Below are 15,939 nucleotides of genomic sequence, written 5' to 3' on the forward strand. Positions count from 1 at the left end.
CCGGAAAACTCGCGCTCCGCATCGTCACGACCACACCCACAAACGGATTGAGGCCGGAAGCAACTACGGCCAGCAGACGGTCCGCCTCCGCACCGCTCAGACCCGCTCCCGCTCGGCGGCGACAGCAACCGCCCGCTCGAAGGTACGGACAAGCACCGCCCGACGCTCAACCTTGTAATCGTCGTCCGGCTCGAGTTCGTCGATGTACCCGTCCCACACACGCAGGTATCGGTCGCGCCAGTCGATCAGCACAGTCGTCGACGGAAAGCTCACACCGACCCGTCGGGTCTCGGCAATCTCGGTGAGGATCTCGAGCCACGCCGGCACCATCTCCCCTCCCCACTCGTCCGGCTCCAAACTCGAGTCGTCCTCGAACTCCGCGGTGATGTCGTCGACGATCCGGCCGGTCAACATTCCCAACCCATCCGCAACGGTGTCACTGTCGAAGTTTCCCGAACCCCAGACGCCCATACGCCCTCCCTTGCCGCTCGCATCGATTGCCGGTCGAGTCTATGTGGGCGCCCCGAGGAGAACTCGACAGGCACCGACTCATTCAGGCCGGGCATCGGCGCCGTCCGGGGCGCACGTGGTGGCCGACCGCCAGCGTTCGACCCGGAAGGCAGAAAGATGGGAGGACACAAAGCCTTCACCACGGCGACCGAGGAATGGTTCGTTACCCGGCCGGGTCGGCATGCCTGAGCAGGGTACGCAAGATTGTTTCCGCGTGTGTCCACAACACTGCGCCGCCTATACCGGGCACGATATGCCGTCGCGCTTCGGGAATACGGTCAGCGAGCGAACCTCCGAGGTCGAAGGAGTGACTGGTGTCCTGTTCGCCGTACCAAAGATCCACCCGCACACCGATCGTCGTCAGATCGAACGGCCAACGGCCCATGGCCAGCACCGTGTCACGGGCATAGCCCGCAGGCCCCGGGGCGAACGCCTCCCCCAGACAGCGACGGTAGATGCGCTCGAATGCGGGGTCACGGTAGACGGCCAGATCGGATGCAGGGCTCGAATCGATCACCATCTGCCACATGATGTCCGCGTCCAACCTCGCGAAGAAACGCTCCGCTCCGTCAGGATCCGATGCGGTCAGGTCAACCAGTCCGCGGAGTTGATCCGGCAAAGCATCCGCGAACCACGGAGCCGCCACCTCGTCCGCACCCGACACGATCGCGAGCGCGCCACTGATACCCGTCGCCGCGCAGGCAAGCGCAAACGGCGCACCCTGAGAGTTGCCGACCATCGCGGGCCTGCCCAACCCACGCAGCGCCGCGAACTCGTCGACATCGGCCGCGAAGTCGCGAAACGACTTGCCAGGCTGCGGTGTCGACACCCCCAATCCTGGACGGTCGAGCGAGATGAGACGCACGCCGAGTTCCTCGAGTGCGCCCGAGCCGAAACCGAGTGATCGGGTGGTTGCTGCGCCTGGGCACAGCAACACGGGAATCCCGTCCGGGCGACCCCATTCGGCCCACCCGATCACCCGCCCACTTGCCAAACGCTGTTCACCCAACCGGGCCGGCTCCGAGATATCGACAGTCATGGACGCAATTGTCGCCGACCACGGTCACGGCCCACAAGCGATTTTGGCGGCGCCGCCACACGATGACGGTCGCAAGAGCGGCGGTACAGTTCCTCCACATTCACTGTGTCGCGACGACCAATGGAATCTGCCGGTCAACATGATCACGTATGGGACGCCAGCCAGGACACACTCGAAGTGTCAGCTCAGCCGCTCGACGACAGTGACGTTCGCGGTCCCGCCGCCCTCGCACATTGTTTGGAGTCCGTATCGTCCCTCGATGCGGTCCAACTCGTGCAGCATCGTCGCGAACAATTTGGTGCCAGTAGCTCCAAGAGGGTGACCCAACGCGATGCCACCACCGTTCGGGTTGACCCTGGCCGGATCCGCGCCCGTTTCGATCAGCCAGCTCAATACCACCGAGGCGAAGGCCTCGTTCATTTCCACGGTGTCCATGTGGTCGATCGTCATGCCGGTTTTCGCTAGTGCGAACTTCGTTGCCGGAACCGGTGCCGACAGCTGCAGCATCGGATCATCGCCGCGCACGCTCATGTGATGGATGCGCGCTCTCGGCTTCAAACCGTGGACCTTCAAAGCTTTTTCGGAGACGATCAGGGCCGCTGATGCGCCGTCGCAGATCTGTGAAGCCACAGCAGCTGTCAGCAATGATCCTTCGCGCAACGCTGGCAGAGCAGCCATCTTGTCCATGGATGTTTCTCGTGGGCATTCGTCAACGACGCAGTCACCCAAAGGAACTGTCTCACGCTCGAATCGGCCGCTGGCAATGGCAGTGTGGGCACGTTGGTGCGACTGTAGCGCCCATCGCTCCATATCTTCTCGACTGATGCCCCATTTCTTGGCAATCAGGTCGGCACCGACAAATTGCGATATTTCAGCGTCGCCGAATCGCGCAGTCCACCCTCGGGACTTGCTGAAGGGTGTGGCGAATCCGTAGTCCTGGCCGGCGCGCATCGCGGCAGAGATGGGAATCGCGGACATGTTCTGTACGCCGCCGACGAGCAACACATCTTGCGTCCCGCTCATCACTGCCTGCGCCGCGAAATGTATGGCTTGTTGCGACGACCCGCACTGTCGGTCGACGGTTGTCCCCGGGATGTCGAGAGGGAGCCCGGCTGCAAGCCAGGAAGTGCGGGCGATATTGCCCGACTGCGGCCCGATCGAGTCAACGCAGCCGAAGATCACATCATCGACGGCCATGGGGTCGAGTTCGGTGCGGGCGAGAATCGATGTGATCACGTGGGCTCCCATATCCGCTGGATGTTCACCTGCGAGCGAGCCGTTCCGTTTGCCCACGGGTGTGCGGAGTGCGTCAACGATGTAGGCCTGGGGTGCAACCATTCCGGCTCCTTCGAGGTTCGAATCTCTCTGGCGGATTCTTCGTTCTCATCCAATGTAGCAACCAAGCATTTGCTTGGCGAAGGATTGCGATTCGGATACTCGTCCCCGCGCTGCGAAGAATTGCGGCAAGAATCCGGCTGCCGGACGGCGAACGAGATCACACGTCATTTACCGCAATCAAGGTCGGCAAGTCTGCACATGACGCCCACCTATCGGTCCGGCACGAACACGAAATCGGTATCGATTTCTCCTTGCATGGCGACGGGAGCCTACGCCAGCATCAGCCGTAAACTCCCAACCTGGTTCCCCTGCAAGCGTTTTCGATGAATCCATCGCCCGTCTCGCCGCCGGCGAGACGTTGTCAAGTTGCTTGGAGTGGGTTAACGACGGTTGAAAACCATCACTCGCGAACTGGACGATCAACACGTCCCACATCAGCTATGCACTCACCGAATCGGGTTCACCTGGGATCAGAATCGAGTCAAGCAATACGTCTGCATACTCCTCACGGAAGTAGTCCAAGCTCTCTTCTACACCAGGATCCAAATGCATCACTTTCGTGAGATATGCAAGGCGACGGCGGGTTTCGTCAATGACATCGCGCCATTTTCTCACAAAGATATTCACCTTCTCACAAAGATATTCACCTCTGGCGCGCCAGAAGGTGACGGGTCAACGTGATGAACTCGCCCGGTCGAAAGGTGCCCCTCATGGACACGGCGTTGCGCTGCCGGCTTAATCTCAGTGCCCGTCGTTCACAGACACCAGTAAATAACTCCCCGAATGATCCTGATCATCCGGGGAGTTAAGTCAGGGCTGCTGGTCGATCGCTTCATGTCGAGCGTCAACCACGCACACACGCCAACCACACATACACATCTGACGCTGTCCTACTGCCGACGGCGTACCGTATCGCACTTTCCCAGCCCCGCGGCACCGTCATCGTCTTCGCAGGACTAGCGCGCCACTCCACGCAGCGAACCCTCAGTGTCACCGGCGGGATCAGCAATGAGGCAAAGGATCTCGCGATCTCCACTGATCCACGAGTCCGACGTGGGGTACATGTACGAGATATCCAACGTCGACTCATCGAAGGACATACCCACAAAGTCGGCAAATGCCCGTTCACATAGCTTTTCGCTATCGGCTTCCACGACCGACAATCCGGGGAACGTGGACTCGGTCATCACCTTGTTCGAATACACCTCGGCGTAGTGCGGGGCCGCACAATCGACCTTCTTCTGATCGCCTGACACCTCATCCCCGGAGCCTGTAACGATGTCATCGACCAGACAATCACCAACCGAGATGTCAAACAGGTTAACGTCGTCGACGGCTACCTCTTTTCCGGCAATAGACGAGGTATTAGCGGTGCCCGCCGAGTTCTTGTCACCCTCGCCGCTTGCACATCCGGTGAGGACGAATGCAGTACAAGCGAATGCGAGCAAGCCGGTGTTCCGAACCATCGATTTCATACTGATAAACCCCTAGTTAGAATTCTGCCGATAGCACACTTTAAGCTACCAGTCGTTGGAACAGTACCTAACCCTTATCCCAGCAATGACGCGGCACTAACGTCTGAAGCGGGCGACTCAGCTTTTTGTTCCCGCCGATTTCACACCGACAAGTCCCTCGCTGTCAGGATTTAGTGAGACACGCGGAGGCAGGAAAACCTTCATTCCAGCAACCCTTCGCAACCGAGATCACTCACTGAGGGCATGAAACGAGCATCACCGATGACCAGCCCGAACCCTACGACAACACCCGATTCGCCGGAAGATCCCGCACCGAAACCGACCCGGAGAACCTTCGCCACCGAATACCGCAACAACATCCTCGACGAATACAGCAACGCCCCACACAGCGAAAAATCTGCAGTCCTGCGCCGCGAAGGTTTGTACCAATCCCAGCTCCGAGAATGGGCCCAAGCCAGAACGGCAGCGGTCGGGAAGTCGCAACCGAAAGCCGCGACCAATCCCGACACCGACGCTGTCACACGCAAGGAAATGGCCCGCCTGACACGCGAGAACGCTCGTCTGGCAAAGCAATTGACACAGACGGAGGCCGCACTCGAGAGCATGGGAAAACTTCACGTGCTCTTGGAATCCATCTGAAGAGAGCACGGACACACCGCCCTTACCGAAGACGCACTGAACAGCACATTCACCGACCTGCGAGCCGCCGAAATCCCCACCCGCAGATCCTGCGTCCTGATCGGACGATCCCGCGCCACCCACTACCGGCAGCAGCAACCACCCCTTCTGGGCCCCAAGAAACCGAGGACAGTCCCGGACAACGGCCAAGCACTCACCGTATCCGAGCGCGCTCAAGTTCTGTCGGCGATCAACAGCGACAAGTATTCTGAACTGGCCATATGTCAGATATGGGCGCGGGAACTCGACGAGGGAAACTACTGGTGCTCGGTGTCGAGCATGTACCGGATCGCCGCTGCGGCAGGTCAAAACCGTGAACGCCGACGAACAGCGACACATCCACCGAAGGCGATCCCCGAACTACTCGCAAACGGACCTTCGCAGGTTTGGACCTGGGACATCACCGAACTCCGCGCGCCCACCAAGGGCGTGTGGTTTCACCTGTACGTGCTCATCGGCATCTACTCCCGATACAACCCGTCATGGATCGTTTCCGCACACGAAAGTGCTGAACTGGCAGCCGAATTCATTTCCGAAGCAATCGAACGCAACGGAATCGCCCCGCACACCGTCCACGCCGACCGGGGCACCTCGATGACTTCCGGATTGGTGTCGGAAATGCTCACCAACCTCGGCATCACTCGATCGCATTCACGACCGAGAGTATCGAACGACAATCCATTCTCGGAAGCCCAATTCAAGACACTGAAATACTTACACGACTTCCCGAAATCGTTTGCAACACTGGATGATGCACGAGTTTTCTTGGAAGGATTCTTCAACGAGTACAACCACATTCACCGTCATTCGGGAATTGCGTGGCATACTCCGGCATCGGTGCATTTCGGGACTGCAGACGCGGTCGACGAAGCCCGTCAGATCACTCTGAATGAAGCTTACGTCGCGAACCCAGCCCGGTTTTCGCGCCGGCCGAGTCCACCTGAAATGCCGACCGTATTCTTTATTAACGAACCCGTTGCCGAATCGCAGATCAACTGAACGTCACTGTCTCACTTGACTTGACACATAGCGCGCACCTTACCGGGCCGTAGTGAGCCGTCCATGAATGCAGCGAGACGAGTAATACGAGATCAGAGGCCGCACCCCGATCTCCGAGATCCCCGAACGGCGGACACCCGGCGACGACCCCGGTGCACCAGGCAACCAGGCTGCACCCACACGGGCGCCCGCCGCAAGACTCAGCACGTGCAACGGGTCGCCGATCAGTGCGATCCGCGACCCGATGGCTGGCGCCGTTGTCAGCTGATACCCACTCCACCTCCGATACCGACGTTGATGCTCAGCCAGTGCAAGTCGACGGCGGGGCCGGCGTCACGCTCGGCGCCGTCTCCTGGTGTTGTTACGGTGAGCCCGTGTTTGACTTTGCCAGCCTCGACGCGGCGATCCTCATTACGCTCCGCGCGTGCATCGCGGAACTCCGCGATGCCGACGACTCGCTCGCGATGGTGGCCTGCGGCATGGTCGAAGACCTCACCGGCTTCTTCGTTGCCGGGGCCGGTGCAACCTGGGCCGCTGGGCTCGAGGGGTCGAGCGCAGACAAGGCGCAGTGGGCCTGGAGTCCGCCGGAGTGGCCGCTCAGCGCTGAAGACCCGGACGATGCCGCGCCAGGGCGGGTAACGAGCGCAATCTGGGCGCTCTCTGGCACCCAGGCACTGATCGACGGTACGGGGACAGAGCTCGAGGCAGATGCCTATGATGCCCTCCGGCTGCAATACGAGAACCGGATCGTGCGTGCGATCCAGCGGATGCAGGCGGATGGCGAGTTTCGCGATGCCGCGGGGAATGACGTGTGGATCTGGCTGCACTCCGCGGACTACGCTGATCCCGAGCTCGACGCGCGCAGCTTTGCCGCCCTGCAGGGCCCCGAACTCGCCCGCGATTTCGGTGACCGTTTCCGCGCCGGGGGCGATCGGCTGCTCGCGCGTGTCGCGGACCGCGAGGCGTAGCGCAGCTACTTCGCCGCCCGGCGCTGGTGCGGGGGCAGTGTCCACCTGGTCGGCCGAGTTGCAGTCCGCCGGAAGTAATGCGGCGGGTCCGCGAACAATTGCCAACTATCTTGACCATGATCGCGTCGGAACGTCGTCACGGCAGTTGTCACACTGCAGGTCAGAGCACCGGCGGAGGACAACTCCGATGACGATTCACATCCTCCGAGACGGTGGGTGAAACGCCGGGATGGCCCCCACAGAACATCGTGAGGACACGGTTCGGGTGAGTCGCGGACGGGCCGCCCACCAACCTGTAGGTCACTCGCAGCAAGGTGGGCAGCCTGCTCCCCAACCCGTGGAACGCCAAGTCCAACTGTCACTCGACAGCCTTGTCCGCCGTGGCCCTCCGTTCAGAATTGCGCGTCACTCGTCGGAGTCCTTTTGAGCGATCTCGCTCGCCCGTAAGTGCTCGCACCAGCCGCACACTGGGTACTCGAACATTCCGTGGTCGTCGCTGCCAAGTGATTCGACAACGGTGAACGCGTCAGCGTTCTTGGGACATACGTTGCCCCTGAAGTACCCGTTCCCCACGCTGATGGCAATCGCTATGGAATCCTCACGAAACCCCATGTCATCTCCCAAGATATCCATCACAAGTCCAGCAAATCTGCGCCGATTCAGTGAGATCGTTCCGGTACGGCGCCTCCCCCGGAAATGCCATCAGGAGTTACAACACCCGTCGTGAGCCTTTCGGTAGCCGAATCTCCGGTCGTTCGGTCGGCAGGCTAGCCGCAGCACGGATGCTCCGGATGTCATCGGAAGCCAACGGCGCGGATAGATCGCGCTGGATGACGACGGTGCCGTCCCTATACGGAAATGCCTCCACGGTGGGCGGGAGCTGTGTTTCGTCGATTGGGAACTCTTGACCCAAGTAGGTGCAGCTGCCGATGGTCGCACCGCCTGGCACATAGCGCTGTACCGGTGACTCAGCTCGCCGATAGAGGACCGCTGTGTGGGCATCCCAGATATCGGTCAGTCCTTGAACGAGTCTCAATGCCAGTGTGATCCGGGATTCGTCGGCGAAAGTGCAGACGAAACTTCCCGCACCTGAATTGTCCCCGAAAACGGCCAACACGTGGATATCTCCGGCATCCGAGTACAGGCTTATGTGCCTTCGAAGCGAGAGGGGAAACATTCCGCCGGCGGCGTAGGGTGATCGTCGGCTCTCGATCAATGCGGCTTCGATCGATTCTTCCGTCGGCGGCACAAGGACCTGCCGGACATTCGAGGCGAGCATCTGCTCGACTGTCGCATCGTCGGGGAGATCGTCACCTACCGACTGATAGAGGTCGACGCCGAAGACCGGGTCGATGTCGCGAAGTAACTGCAGCGAACGAACAACGAGCGCGGCGGTGACAATTTCGGCTGCTGGCGGCCCCTTAGACGAGATGGCCCTCAAGGTCAGTCCGTCCATGGTGGTTCGGCGCAGTGATGACGACGGCATTTTCACTTCTCTCCCGGCGCGGCTCAGGCGAATCGTTCGCCGATCTGCGGGTCGCAGAGTCGGTAGCCGAGTGGCGTATCGCGTCGATGATCTCGTTTGAATGCTCGCCTTGGAACCTGTAGCCGATGAACTCGATCAACTGCTCACCAATGGACACGTCGTACGCCGGCGTTCCTTCGGGGTTAGTCCCGGGCGGGCGCAGGAACTGCCCGTCCCACGTCCAGCCTGGGAGATCCGCAAACGCCCGCAAGACACGGTCCCGGTCCACCGCATCGATACCGCTGACGTGCTCGTCGTACATCCGCGCGTAGACGTTGTCGGGGTCGAGATCATCGCCTCCGGCCCAGAACACCAGGTTGTAGCTCATAACGCCTAGTATGCCCGCACGCTAACCACAGGGTCGGGGTTGTTGATTGCGGCGTTCGCGGTGATCGGGCTGTACGAGCCGGCGATGATAGTGGCGCGTCGCGTCGTCAGCGGATTTTTCAGCCGCGCTAGACGTGATCGGTGCTCCCGCGAAAATCCGTTCCGCTGAGGCGGATCAACGGAACGGCAAGGTTCAGCTGCTTAAATCGACGGATGACGATCACCGGTTTGATCAGCGCTGGGCACCATACGTTTCTCATCTCCGCGGCCGACGCCGATCCCACGGACACGTACACCACGGGGCAGGTTTTCGACGCCGGCAACAATCTCATCTCGGTTCACACCGGCATCGCCTACGGTCCTGTCAACGTCACACTCGAACTGCTGTCCGGCGAAGACCACATCTTCGAAAACGGTGGGCCATACATCGATCTCGACGCATGGGACAACGTCGAAGACGTCACCGTCGTGTGCCGCGAACCCATGCTCTTCATCACCTTGGAGAACGAAATCGTCGAAGAATTCGGCGAACTCACCTCTCCTAGCGGAGCTCGCCATTTCCGCATCGCCACCCGTGGCCGAGCCACCCACTGGGACCTCGACGTCGATACCCCAACCGAGGAGTACCTCATTCAGACCTGGCCCACCGGAGGCCCATCAATGATCCGCGAGATCAAAGCCACGGACGGTGTCTGGCTCAACGAGGAGTGAGCTATGTACCGCCGTCGATGATGCTTCCGTTGCCGGGCCTACTCACCTGCAAGGGAACTCGGGGAATGCACTGGTCTGCCAGTTGCGAATGCAGCCTGCAGAATGAGCGCAAGACGTCGACGGTGGACCGACTGGATTTGTATGCGCGCACTCTGCAGGCTGCTTGCGGAACTGTACCCGGAGATGACTGCGTCTAATCGCGGTTGTTCGCGGTGGGCAGTCGGCGCCGACATGTGCCCCGCTTGTTTCGGCGAAACGCCTGCGCCACAGCGTGCTCGAGCGCCGACTGCGACACGCTTCGACTGCGGATAGGCGCGTAACGCGCGGGTGTTTTCTGTTGGAAACACCCGAAGTTCGCAACGGAGATGTCAACGGTGGCGGAATCCACGCAGGGCTAGGCCGTTGATGGTGTGCGAGAAACTATTCTCATTGCACACCAATTCTCACATCAGCAGTGAATGTGCCGTCGTATCAAACGGATCGAATCAGCGTGCAGCGTCGAAGGCGTCGAGGATCTCCGCTTTGACCCGTCCCCGCGGAGCCACGTCGTAACCGTTCTTGACTGCCCAGTCCCGGACTGCCGGCAACTGCTCTTTCGAGCGACCTGAACCGGTAACCTTCTCCGTCGCATCAGCTTTACTGCCTCGACGCGCCTTTCCGGCCTTCTCCGCTACCTTCACGAAAGGCTCGAGGGCGGCGTTGAATTTGTCGACGTTCGTCGGCCGCAGATCGATCAGGTAATCCGACCCCTGATACGAGAATTGGATGCGCTCGCCGAACCCGTCATCGATCGGCTTACCATCGAGATCGTCGATAAGTTGGCGAATAACTCTCTCAGCCATGCATCGTCCCCAATTCGATAGAAATCTCTCCAATAACCGGGTAACCTTAGCAACCCATTTGCCGGCACCGAGACGACCTCGAGCGACCTCGAGCGACCTCGAGGGCCGAGTGCTACCCAGGTCCCCGCCGCGACAGCACCGCCACGCCAGAGCGGGAGGCAAGTGCCATACTCGAAGTATGGGCTGGTCAGTGCGGAGGTGGTTTCAACGGCAACAGCAGCCGACAGAACCACAGGAGTCGACTCAAATACAGGTCGAGACGCCTGAGGTTCCCACTGCGCGCACGCAGTTCTACGAGCGTCAACGCATAGCGTGGGAGCAGGCATAGGCCGAGTTCAATTCCCGCACATGGCCTTTCCTGATCGCGGGTGATGTGTTGCAGTGGGCGCGTACCTGGCTCCCGTCCGGCCTTGTAGACGCTTCGACAGCGGAACTGGAAGCTGCGTACGTGCGCGGCGAGATCCCACATATCCCGTTCGCGCCATCTGTTGAGCTCGCCGAGGTGGTGATCGGTAGAGCAGTCGAAGACGGCATAGTGATTCTTCCCGTACCGGGCCGACTAACAAGCACGTTCGTACATCGAGACCCCACCACCGAGCTTGAGACTGCCAGGGGCTACGGATTAATAGTCGCGGACAGTGCAGTGTTGGAGATCCGATCTGCCGCCGGCTCAATCGAAGAAGGAGAACTTGGCAGTTCGGATGGTTCACCACTGCACGGCGCGGCCGCGATCGAGCGAATAGTCCACCAAGTCATCGACACCTTCGCTCAAGTGCGGCCCTCCCTTCACTACGCCTGGGACAAGGACCACCAACCCAACCGGTGACCACGTCAGCGATGAGTGGCCGAGAAGCGCACGGGTCAATGCCGAACACCGACAAGTAACTCGACTTCGCAGATGGAGGAATAGTGGATCTGGCGCATGTTGCGAGATTTGTCGCCACACCTGAGTTGGTCGGGGTCGACGACCTCACAGCGCAGGACCGCCGGCAACTACCGGACCACTGGCTGCACACGCTCGCCGGGGACCGTGCAGGGCGCGTAGCGGAAGTCTTGAAGCGGTGGAACCACTTCGGGCGACCGATCATGTCCGACACCTACAAGACGATCACTGCCAGTCTCGCCGACGTCGCCTTGCTGACATCTAAGGGTGAATGGTTTCTCCTGTACCGGATGACGGCGGCCGACGGCGATGACATGTACTACCTCGGTGGGCGGCCAGTCACCGAGAACGACGACGTCCCTGCGGTGTGGCAACATTTTCCGGCGAGCCTGACACAGTTCTACACCCACCTTCACAACGGCTGGTACGACATCGCTGGGAGAACGGTCGGGCCTCTGCCGCTTCGGGACATGTTTCGCATCGACACATTCGAATGGGGAATCCTGGACGGTCTCCCCCCCTGACGAGTACCCCGATCCCTCCCGCTGCGTCGCTACATTCCGCTCCGGCGGCGGCGGATACCTCTGCTTGCACCTCGGCGGGGACGCCGTCAGAGGGGTGGTGTGGTCGTCATACGAGCCTCCGTACCTGGTCGACTACTCCACCTACCTCGACATCTGGACCAACGTCGGACTCGGCGCATGAAACCACGCTTCTCCCCAGACAGGTCGGGGGCGACCATTCTGGGTAACCATCACATAACCCAGCAGGTGGTCACCTGAACTCGGCGGGGCGCGCGCACCGCAGCGTGCTGCAAGGTTTCAAGAACAAGAACGCTTTCAGCCCCGTGTGATTTCACTCTCGAACTACACAAAATGATTGCTGAATATTCACGCAAGGGCGTTGACTGTCGGTAACGAAACCCGCGACCCTCGACCGGCTGCACCGGGGCGATCGCCGACAAAAGGAGCCCGCACATGCCGTGTGAACCCAATGTCCGCGCAACAGCAGCCACGTCCGGCGGCGGAACAACATTCGGATCGAGTCGCCGTAGCGGAGCCCGGCAGCGCTACATCTCAATTACACTCCCACGCGTCCTCTGAATCCCACACGGGCACCGACGAAATGGCTACCGCGCATCCCGGTCGACTCCGCCGCTTCGGAGAGCGCGTCGCCGAAACAGTCGTGGAATTCGTCGTCGACGTCGAATGCGGCGTGATCGGATCGCTGTTCCGTCGACAATGAACAGGATTGGACTCCGCCGTGGCCGTACCTCAACTTTTCCTGGTCACCGCCGTCGGTACCGGGTTACTCTCCTTTGCGCTGCAGGTCACATCGCTGGCGATCGCCGGACACCGGACGCTCACATGCGCCGCCACCAGTACCGCAGTGCTCGCGCTCATATTTCTGACGCTCGGCTTACTGATCTCACCGACAAAGACGAGGTCCAGGTGATCTCACCGACAAAGACGAGGTCCAGGCGATGATCAATTCCGTTCCGGAACCGCATCTCGAGCCCTACGAAGTCTCGACTGCAGTCAACAGCCCTCGAAACAACAACCCTTCACTATTGGATCCGGTCTGACCGCACTTCCATTGATGCCCAAGATGACTGGTGATTTTCGCGTGGCTGCGCTGACCTAAAAATCACCGCGGAGTGTCGTTGGGCAGGAACAGAGCCGCGGCTTCAAGCCCATCCTGCAGATACTCGTAGTCACCCACCAGCGCTGCGCGAAGGGTCAGCTCGTCGAGATCCGATCCAGCGTTCAAGAGCGCGCGGAGAGTGGTGTCATCTCCGCGTACCGATTGCCCGAGAAGGTCTTCCGATGCCTGCTCGAGGAAGTCCGCGAGAGATGAGAGCGCTGAATTGGGCTCCTGAGACGAGCCCGGTGCGAGCACATAGGGCACAACACGCGTCGGATCATGTCCAACAGCTGTCCACCGCCCGGCCTCGTATCCGTAGGCAAAGTTGAGGATCTCGTCGTTGCTTACGGTTTCGAGCCACCAGTGTTCGGCGCCGCGATCGCACAAGAAGGCGCGGCCGCCTTCCAAGGCAGGATCGGGACAGTGCCGATCGAAACCGAAGATCGCAGCACGACCGCCCGGCAGCGCAATGAAGTCGAAGTGCGATCCGCCGCCGTCACGATAAGTGACTCGATTGTTTTCGATGGTGAAGTTCGAATGTAGGTCGGAAGAGGAGAAAACTGCCGCGTAAGCAGCCGCCCACCCCGCGAGCATCCGATGTGCTGCGGCCGGATCCGGAAGCTCGAATTCAATCGGACTCATTGTCAGACCGTAACGCTCACCCCAGATTCACTCTACCCAGCGTGTGGTGCACCACGATCACGCGCCGGGATGCGGTTGTCGATGTCCTTCTGCTGGGACAGGTCACCGTCCGACCCATTCTCGACCTACCGGCCAACGGGCAACCTCAACCCATATCTAGGAACCCGCGCGGAAACTTCGCAAGGTGCAGTCATCGACGATACGAACCTCTTCGCCGAACACCTCCAGCAATGGGAAGACCACTACAACTACGATCGACCCCACGGCGCCCTGTCGGGGCAGACACCCTACGAACGACTCAAGCAAAAAGCCCGGGACCCGCTGTCATAGGCCTCTTTCAGTTGCAAAATCCGGGAACGGACACAGGTCGGTCTCGCCGCAGCCCGCGCCCGCGGCCGTACCGGTGGCCGGCCACCGAAGATGACGTCGACGAAACTCTCACAGGCACAAAGGATGCGGGAAAACGGCATGCAACTGACCGACATCGCCGAAATCATCGGCGTCGGAAGATCGACGCTGTACCGACATCTCAAACGGTAGCGCCCGGCTGATTCTCACGCGCATGGTGCAGGTCAGGATCTTTGCGGAAGAATTTGCTGGACCGCCTGTTTCGGCGAGATGGTGCGACAAAGGAAATTCTCGTCATCAACCGCGCACAAACCATGAGTGACCCGGTGCTCGAACTGTTCGACCATGTCGGGTTCGGCAAATACGGTGTAGAGACGCAACAACAGTCGGGATTTTCGCTCTTCGCGCGAGCCCATGCCCGGCATGCGTCCTTCGGCGGGCACCCCAAGGCCCCGACTTGGCCGAGTCTCCCATATTCGCAGGTGGGAACGGTCTCTCAAGCCGTGTGTTTCGGCCCCGGCGCTCCTTCTTCCAAACCGGTAGCGCCCTAGGCGCCGTTGAAAGGCGGACACGGCGCGGGCGTGATCGCGTTCGACCAGGTTTCGGAGTCAGTCCAAACCTCCTATCAGCCCTTCGACCGCCGCGGCCTTAATGCTCGCATGAACGTCGACGCACATGCGCAATGCCGGATGCATGTCGTCCTGCTCGGACAGAGCCGGGCACGCGGTGGCGCTCGCCGTGCTCCATTGGACGGACGTCTGGTGCCAGCTCGACTTCTCAACGGTCACGACGTTGCCACACCGACGGCACTCGACGTCGGTCAATGTCCTACCTCGACCGAGCGTCCCGCAATGCTCTCCGCCACCACCGCGCGCCAGGTTTCGATCGGGGTCCTCATGTCCACTTCGAACTCGAAACGCTCGACCATATCGGCGCTGACGTCTGCAACGTCGACATAGAACTGCTCGTACCACCGGCGAAGTTGATAGACGGGACCATCGCCATCACAGAGCAGAGGATTCTCGATGCGGGTCTTGTTCTTCCAGATCTCGACGTCCTGCTCGAAGCCCTTGGTGATGTATCTGCCCATGCTCTCGGCCATCTGTTCCGCGGCGGCAGCGTCGAACAAGGGGGAATTCTTGACGATGACGCCGTACGTGAGGACGAAACTGTTGGTATCGATCGGGTAATGACAGTTCAGCAGCACGGACTCGATGTCGAATTGGTCGTAGTGATAGGTCAACTCGTCGATCATGAAAGCAGGACCGTAGTAGGCGGCCTTCGACGTATTCCCGATCAGCGTCGGCTGACCGTCGCTGACGGGTGGTCGAACATCCTCTCGCGCAAGCCCGTTCATGTACTGCGCCGCAACATGCCCTTCGAAGACGTTACGAAAGTGTGTCGGGAAGGAGCCGTGCACGTAGAAGAAGTGGGCCATGTCCACGTTGTTGTCGATGAGTTCGCGGCAGTTGGTCTGCACCACAATTTGTGTGAAGCCCTTCCACCCGGTCCAGTCATCGGACGTGACTCCCGGAATTCGCGGCGGCGCTATCTCGGGCGGCGGGGCGTTCCCCTCCGGATCGTTGTAGACGAACAGCATCCCGTCCTGATCGAGAATGTGCCAGGAACGAGTCTTCGCGAGTGGCGGAACCCTTCGGGCATAAGGGATCTCCGTGCACCGGCCGTTCGTTCCCCAGCGCCAGTCGTGGAACGGACACGCCACGGAGTCGCCTTTGATTTCGCCCTGGCTCAAGTCCCCGCCCATGTGACGGCAGTACGCATCCAGGACGGCAAGGTCACCCTTGCTGTCGGCGAACACGACCAGCTTGGTTCCGAACGCGTGGATCGAATGGGGCTTGCCGTCCTTGTAGGGCTCGGACAAGCCCAGGCAGTGCCACCCTCTGGCGTATCGGTCGAGTGGTGCAGCCGAATCTATTTCGCGGTATTCGTCGTTGACGGGGTGCTCCATGACCCCAGTTAAGCGAAGTTGATTAAACGTGTCAAGGGTAG

The 15,939-nt window shown here is 60.4% G+C and carries 22 protein-coding genes and 1 pseudogene; 11 read left to right on the top strand and 12 right to left on the bottom strand.

The genetic code is table 11. The annotated features are described in order from the left end of the window. Nucleotides 1-96 precede the first annotated feature (96 nt). The 4 genes from BDB13_RS28305 to BDB13_RS28325 all read right to left on the bottom strand — a co-directional run bounded on the left by BDB13_RS28305 (nucleotide 97) and on the right by BDB13_RS28325 (nucleotide 4,353). On the bottom strand, nucleotides 97-471 hold the full coding sequence (locus BDB13_RS28305; RefSeq protein ID WP_094275388.1) for a DUF4259 domain-containing protein: 375 nt from the start codon (nucleotides 469-471) through the stop codon (nucleotides 97-99). Nucleotides 472-673: 202 nt separating this feature from the next. After that, complete coding sequence (locus tag BDB13_RS28310; protein ID WP_094275389.1) at nucleotides 674-1,549, bottom strand: alpha/beta fold hydrolase; 876 nt, start codon at nucleotides 1,547-1,549, stop codon at nucleotides 674-676. A 180-nt stretch (nucleotides 1,550-1,729) separates the two neighbouring features. Continuing rightward, nucleotides 1,730-2,887, bottom strand: coding sequence for an acetyl-CoA C-acetyltransferase (locus BDB13_RS28315; RefSeq protein ID WP_094275390.1), 1,158 nt, complete (start codon nucleotides 2,885-2,887; stop codon nucleotides 1,730-1,732). Between the two features lie 956 nt (nucleotides 2,888-3,843). Continuing rightward, nucleotides 3,844-4,353 carry a septum formation family protein gene (locus BDB13_RS28325; RefSeq protein WP_176459770.1) on the bottom strand — a complete coding sequence of 170 codons (510 nt, stop codon included), beginning with the start codon at nucleotides 4,351-4,353 and terminating at the stop codon, nucleotides 3,844-3,846. A 270-nt stretch (nucleotides 4,354-4,623) separates the two neighbouring features. Here BDB13_RS28325 and BDB13_RS28330 point away from each other — a divergent pair, with 270 nt between their 5' ends. From BDB13_RS28330 to BDB13_RS28340, 3 genes are all read left to right on the top strand, one after another. Continuing rightward, nucleotides 4,624-5,001 carry a hypothetical protein gene (locus tag BDB13_RS28330; RefSeq protein WP_141210732.1) on the top strand — a complete coding sequence of 126 codons (378 nt, stop codon included), beginning with the start codon at nucleotides 4,624-4,626 and terminating at the stop codon, nucleotides 4,999-5,001. A 318-nt stretch (nucleotides 5,002-5,319) separates the two neighbouring features. Beyond that, nucleotides 5,320-6,039, top strand: a complete 720-nt coding sequence (locus tag BDB13_RS28335; RefSeq protein ID WP_094275394.1) for a DDE-type integrase/transposase/recombinase — start codon at nucleotides 5,320-5,322, stop codon at nucleotides 6,037-6,039. A 374-nt stretch (nucleotides 6,040-6,413) separates the two neighbouring features. Then, the gene (locus tag BDB13_RS28340; RefSeq protein WP_141210734.1) at nucleotides 6,414-7,007 is read left to right on the top strand and encodes a hypothetical protein; all 594 of its coding nucleotides are present in this window, start codon (nucleotides 6,414-6,416) and stop codon (nucleotides 7,005-7,007) included. A gap of 405 nt (nucleotides 7,008-7,412) precedes the next feature. Here the strand turns inward: BDB13_RS28340 and BDB13_RS28345 are convergent, their stop codons facing one another. The 3 genes from BDB13_RS28345 to BDB13_RS28355 all read right to left on the bottom strand — a co-directional run bounded on the left by BDB13_RS28345 (nucleotide 7,413) and on the right by BDB13_RS28355 (nucleotide 8,860). Next, on the bottom strand, nucleotides 7,413-7,640 hold the full coding sequence (locus tag BDB13_RS28345) for a hypothetical protein (RefSeq protein WP_094275396.1): 228 nt from the start codon (nucleotides 7,638-7,640) through the stop codon (nucleotides 7,413-7,415). A gap of 76 nt (nucleotides 7,641-7,716) precedes the next feature. After that, nucleotides 7,717-8,493, bottom strand: coding sequence for a hypothetical protein (locus BDB13_RS28350; protein WP_254923094.1), 777 nt, complete (start codon nucleotides 8,491-8,493; stop codon nucleotides 7,717-7,719). Beyond that, the gene (locus tag BDB13_RS28355; protein ID WP_094275397.1) at nucleotides 8,429-8,860 is read right to left on the bottom strand and encodes a hypothetical protein; all 432 of its coding nucleotides are present in this window, start codon (nucleotides 8,858-8,860) and stop codon (nucleotides 8,429-8,431) included. The genes BDB13_RS28350 and BDB13_RS28355 overlap by 65 nt, the downstream gene beginning before the upstream one ends. A gap of 212 nt (nucleotides 8,861-9,072) precedes the next feature. Here BDB13_RS28355 and BDB13_RS28360 point away from each other — a divergent pair, with 212 nt between their 5' ends. Beyond that, nucleotides 9,073-9,570: a hypothetical protein gene (locus BDB13_RS28360; protein WP_094275398.1), complete on the top strand. Its 498-nt coding sequence runs from the start codon at nucleotides 9,073-9,075 to the stop codon at nucleotides 9,568-9,570. Nucleotides 9,571-10,055: 485 nt separating this feature from the next. On the opposite strand, the gene BDB13_RS28365 is transcribed toward BDB13_RS28360, so the two are convergent. After that, nucleotides 10,056-10,412, bottom strand: coding sequence for a histone-like nucleoid-structuring protein Lsr2 (locus BDB13_RS28365; protein ID WP_094275399.1), 357 nt, complete (start codon nucleotides 10,410-10,412; stop codon nucleotides 10,056-10,058). Nucleotides 10,413-10,785: 373 nt separating this feature from the next. Between BDB13_RS28365 and BDB13_RS28370 the strand changes: the two genes are divergently transcribed. The 5 genes and pseudogenes from BDB13_RS28370 to BDB13_RS33235 form a co-directional block, all read left to right on the top strand. Further along, nucleotides 10,786-11,238 carry a hypothetical protein gene (locus tag BDB13_RS28370; RefSeq protein WP_094275400.1) on the top strand — a complete coding sequence of 151 codons (453 nt, stop codon included), beginning with the start codon at nucleotides 10,786-10,788 and terminating at the stop codon, nucleotides 11,236-11,238. A gap of 83 nt (nucleotides 11,239-11,321) precedes the next feature. Then, nucleotides 11,322-11,819: a hypothetical protein gene (locus BDB13_RS28375; RefSeq protein WP_254923095.1), complete on the top strand. Its 498-nt coding sequence runs from the start codon at nucleotides 11,322-11,324 to the stop codon at nucleotides 11,817-11,819. A 460-nt stretch (nucleotides 11,820-12,279) separates the two neighbouring features. Next, complete coding sequence (locus BDB13_RS32365; RefSeq protein ID WP_176459771.1) at nucleotides 12,280-12,540, top strand: hypothetical protein; 261 nt, start codon at nucleotides 12,280-12,282, stop codon at nucleotides 12,538-12,540. An 18-nt stretch (nucleotides 12,541-12,558) separates the two neighbouring features. Beyond that, entirely contained in the window at nucleotides 12,559-12,750 is a 192-nt protein-coding gene (locus tag BDB13_RS28380; RefSeq protein WP_094275401.1) for a hypothetical protein, read from the top strand. Next, nucleotides 12,749-12,880, top strand: a pseudogene (locus BDB13_RS33235) (SOS response-associated peptidase); the annotation flags it as partial. The gene BDB13_RS28380 and the pseudogene BDB13_RS33235, both read left to right, overlap by 2 nt. A 62-nt stretch (nucleotides 12,881-12,942) precedes the next feature. Here BDB13_RS33235 and BDB13_RS28385 read toward each other — a convergent pair. Next, nucleotides 12,943-13,581 (bottom strand): hypothetical protein, encoded by a 639-nt coding sequence (locus tag BDB13_RS28385; protein WP_094275402.1) that lies wholly within the window; start codon nucleotides 13,579-13,581, stop codon nucleotides 12,943-12,945. Between the two features lie 81 nt (nucleotides 13,582-13,662). On the opposite strand from BDB13_RS28385, the gene BDB13_RS33660 reads away from it, so the two are divergent. Both BDB13_RS33660 and BDB13_RS28395 read left to right on the top strand, forming a co-directional pair. After that, nucleotides 13,663-13,911, top strand: coding sequence for an integrase core domain-containing protein (locus tag BDB13_RS33660; RefSeq protein WP_369597489.1), 249 nt, complete (start codon nucleotides 13,663-13,665; stop codon nucleotides 13,909-13,911). A gap of 18 nt (nucleotides 13,912-13,929) precedes the next feature. Further along, nucleotides 13,930-14,121 carry a helix-turn-helix domain-containing protein gene (locus tag BDB13_RS28395; RefSeq protein ID WP_303396293.1) on the top strand — a complete coding sequence of 64 codons (192 nt, stop codon included), beginning with the start codon at nucleotides 13,930-13,932 and terminating at the stop codon, nucleotides 14,119-14,121. Between the two features lie 32 nt (nucleotides 14,122-14,153). Here BDB13_RS28395 and BDB13_RS28400 read toward each other — a convergent pair whose 3' ends face one another. The 3 genes from BDB13_RS28400 to BDB13_RS28410 form a co-directional block, all read right to left on the bottom strand. Further along, nucleotides 14,154-14,372: a hypothetical protein gene (locus tag BDB13_RS28400; protein ID WP_141210735.1), complete on the bottom strand. Its 219-nt coding sequence runs from the start codon at nucleotides 14,370-14,372 to the stop codon at nucleotides 14,154-14,156. A gap of 165 nt (nucleotides 14,373-14,537) precedes the next feature. Next, nucleotides 14,538-14,717, bottom strand: coding sequence for a hypothetical protein (locus BDB13_RS28405; protein ID WP_094275405.1), 180 nt, complete (start codon nucleotides 14,715-14,717; stop codon nucleotides 14,538-14,540). A 32-nt stretch (nucleotides 14,718-14,749) separates the two neighbouring features. Continuing rightward, complete coding sequence (locus tag BDB13_RS28410) at nucleotides 14,750-15,898, bottom strand: Rieske 2Fe-2S domain-containing protein (protein WP_094275406.1); 1,149 nt, start codon at nucleotides 15,896-15,898, stop codon at nucleotides 14,750-14,752. Nucleotides 15,899-15,939: the final 41 nt, after the last annotated feature.

Origin of the sequence: Rhodococcus sp. OK302 (assembly GCF_002245895.1) — a bacterium.
GTDB lineage: Bacteria > Actinomycetota > Actinomycetes > Mycobacteriales > Mycobacteriaceae > Rhodococcus_F.

Bases quoted from the DNA above. Each gene is read 5' to 3' on its own strand.
- BDB13_RS28350 (WP_254923094.1), bottom strand. From the start codon at position 8,493: ATGCCGTCGTCATCACTGCGCCGAACCACCATGGACGGACTGACCTTG.
- BDB13_RS28330 (WP_141210732.1), top strand. From the start codon at position 4,624: ATGACCAGCCCGAACCCTACGACAACACCCGATTCGCCGGAAGATCCC.
- BDB13_RS28355 (WP_094275397.1), bottom strand. From the start codon at position 8,860: ATGAGCTACAACCTGGTGTTCTGGGCCGGAGGCGATGATCTCGACCCC.
- BDB13_RS28345 (WP_094275396.1), bottom strand. From the start codon at position 7,640: ATGGATATCTTGGGAGATGACATGGGGTTTCGTGAGGATTCCATAGCG.
- BDB13_RS28325 (WP_176459770.1), bottom strand. From the start codon at position 4,353: ATGGTTCGGAACACCGGCTTGCTCGCATTCGCTTGTACTGCATTCGTC.
- BDB13_RS28410 (WP_094275406.1), bottom strand. From the start codon at position 15,898: ATGGAGCACCCCGTCAACGACGAATACCGCGAAATAGATTCGGCTGCA.
- BDB13_RS28385 (WP_094275402.1), bottom strand. From the start codon at position 13,581: ATGAGTCCGATTGAATTCGAGCTTCCGGATCCGGCCGCAGCACATCGG.
- BDB13_RS28310 (WP_094275389.1), bottom strand. From the start codon at position 1,549: ATGACTGTCGATATCTCGGAGCCGGCCCGGTTGGGTGAACAGCGTTTG.
- BDB13_RS28360 (WP_094275398.1), top strand. From the start codon at position 9,073: ATGACGATCACCGGTTTGATCAGCGCTGGGCACCATACGTTTCTCATC.
- BDB13_RS28335 (WP_094275394.1), top strand. From the start codon at position 5,320: ATGTACCGGATCGCCGCTGCGGCAGGTCAAAACCGTGAACGCCGACGA.
- BDB13_RS28305 (WP_094275388.1), bottom strand. From the start codon at position 471: ATGGGCGTCTGGGGTTCGGGAAACTTCGACAGTGACACCGTTGCGGAT.
- BDB13_RS28315 (WP_094275390.1), bottom strand. From the start codon at position 2,887: ATGGTTGCACCCCAGGCCTACATCGTTGACGCACTCCGCACACCCGTG.
- BDB13_RS28365 (WP_094275399.1), bottom strand. From the start codon at position 10,412: ATGGCTGAGAGAGTTATTCGCCAACTTATCGACGATCTCGATGGTAAG.
- BDB13_RS33660 (WP_369597489.1), top strand. From the start codon at position 13,663: ATGTCCTTCTGCTGGGACAGGTCACCGTCCGACCCATTCTCGACCTAC.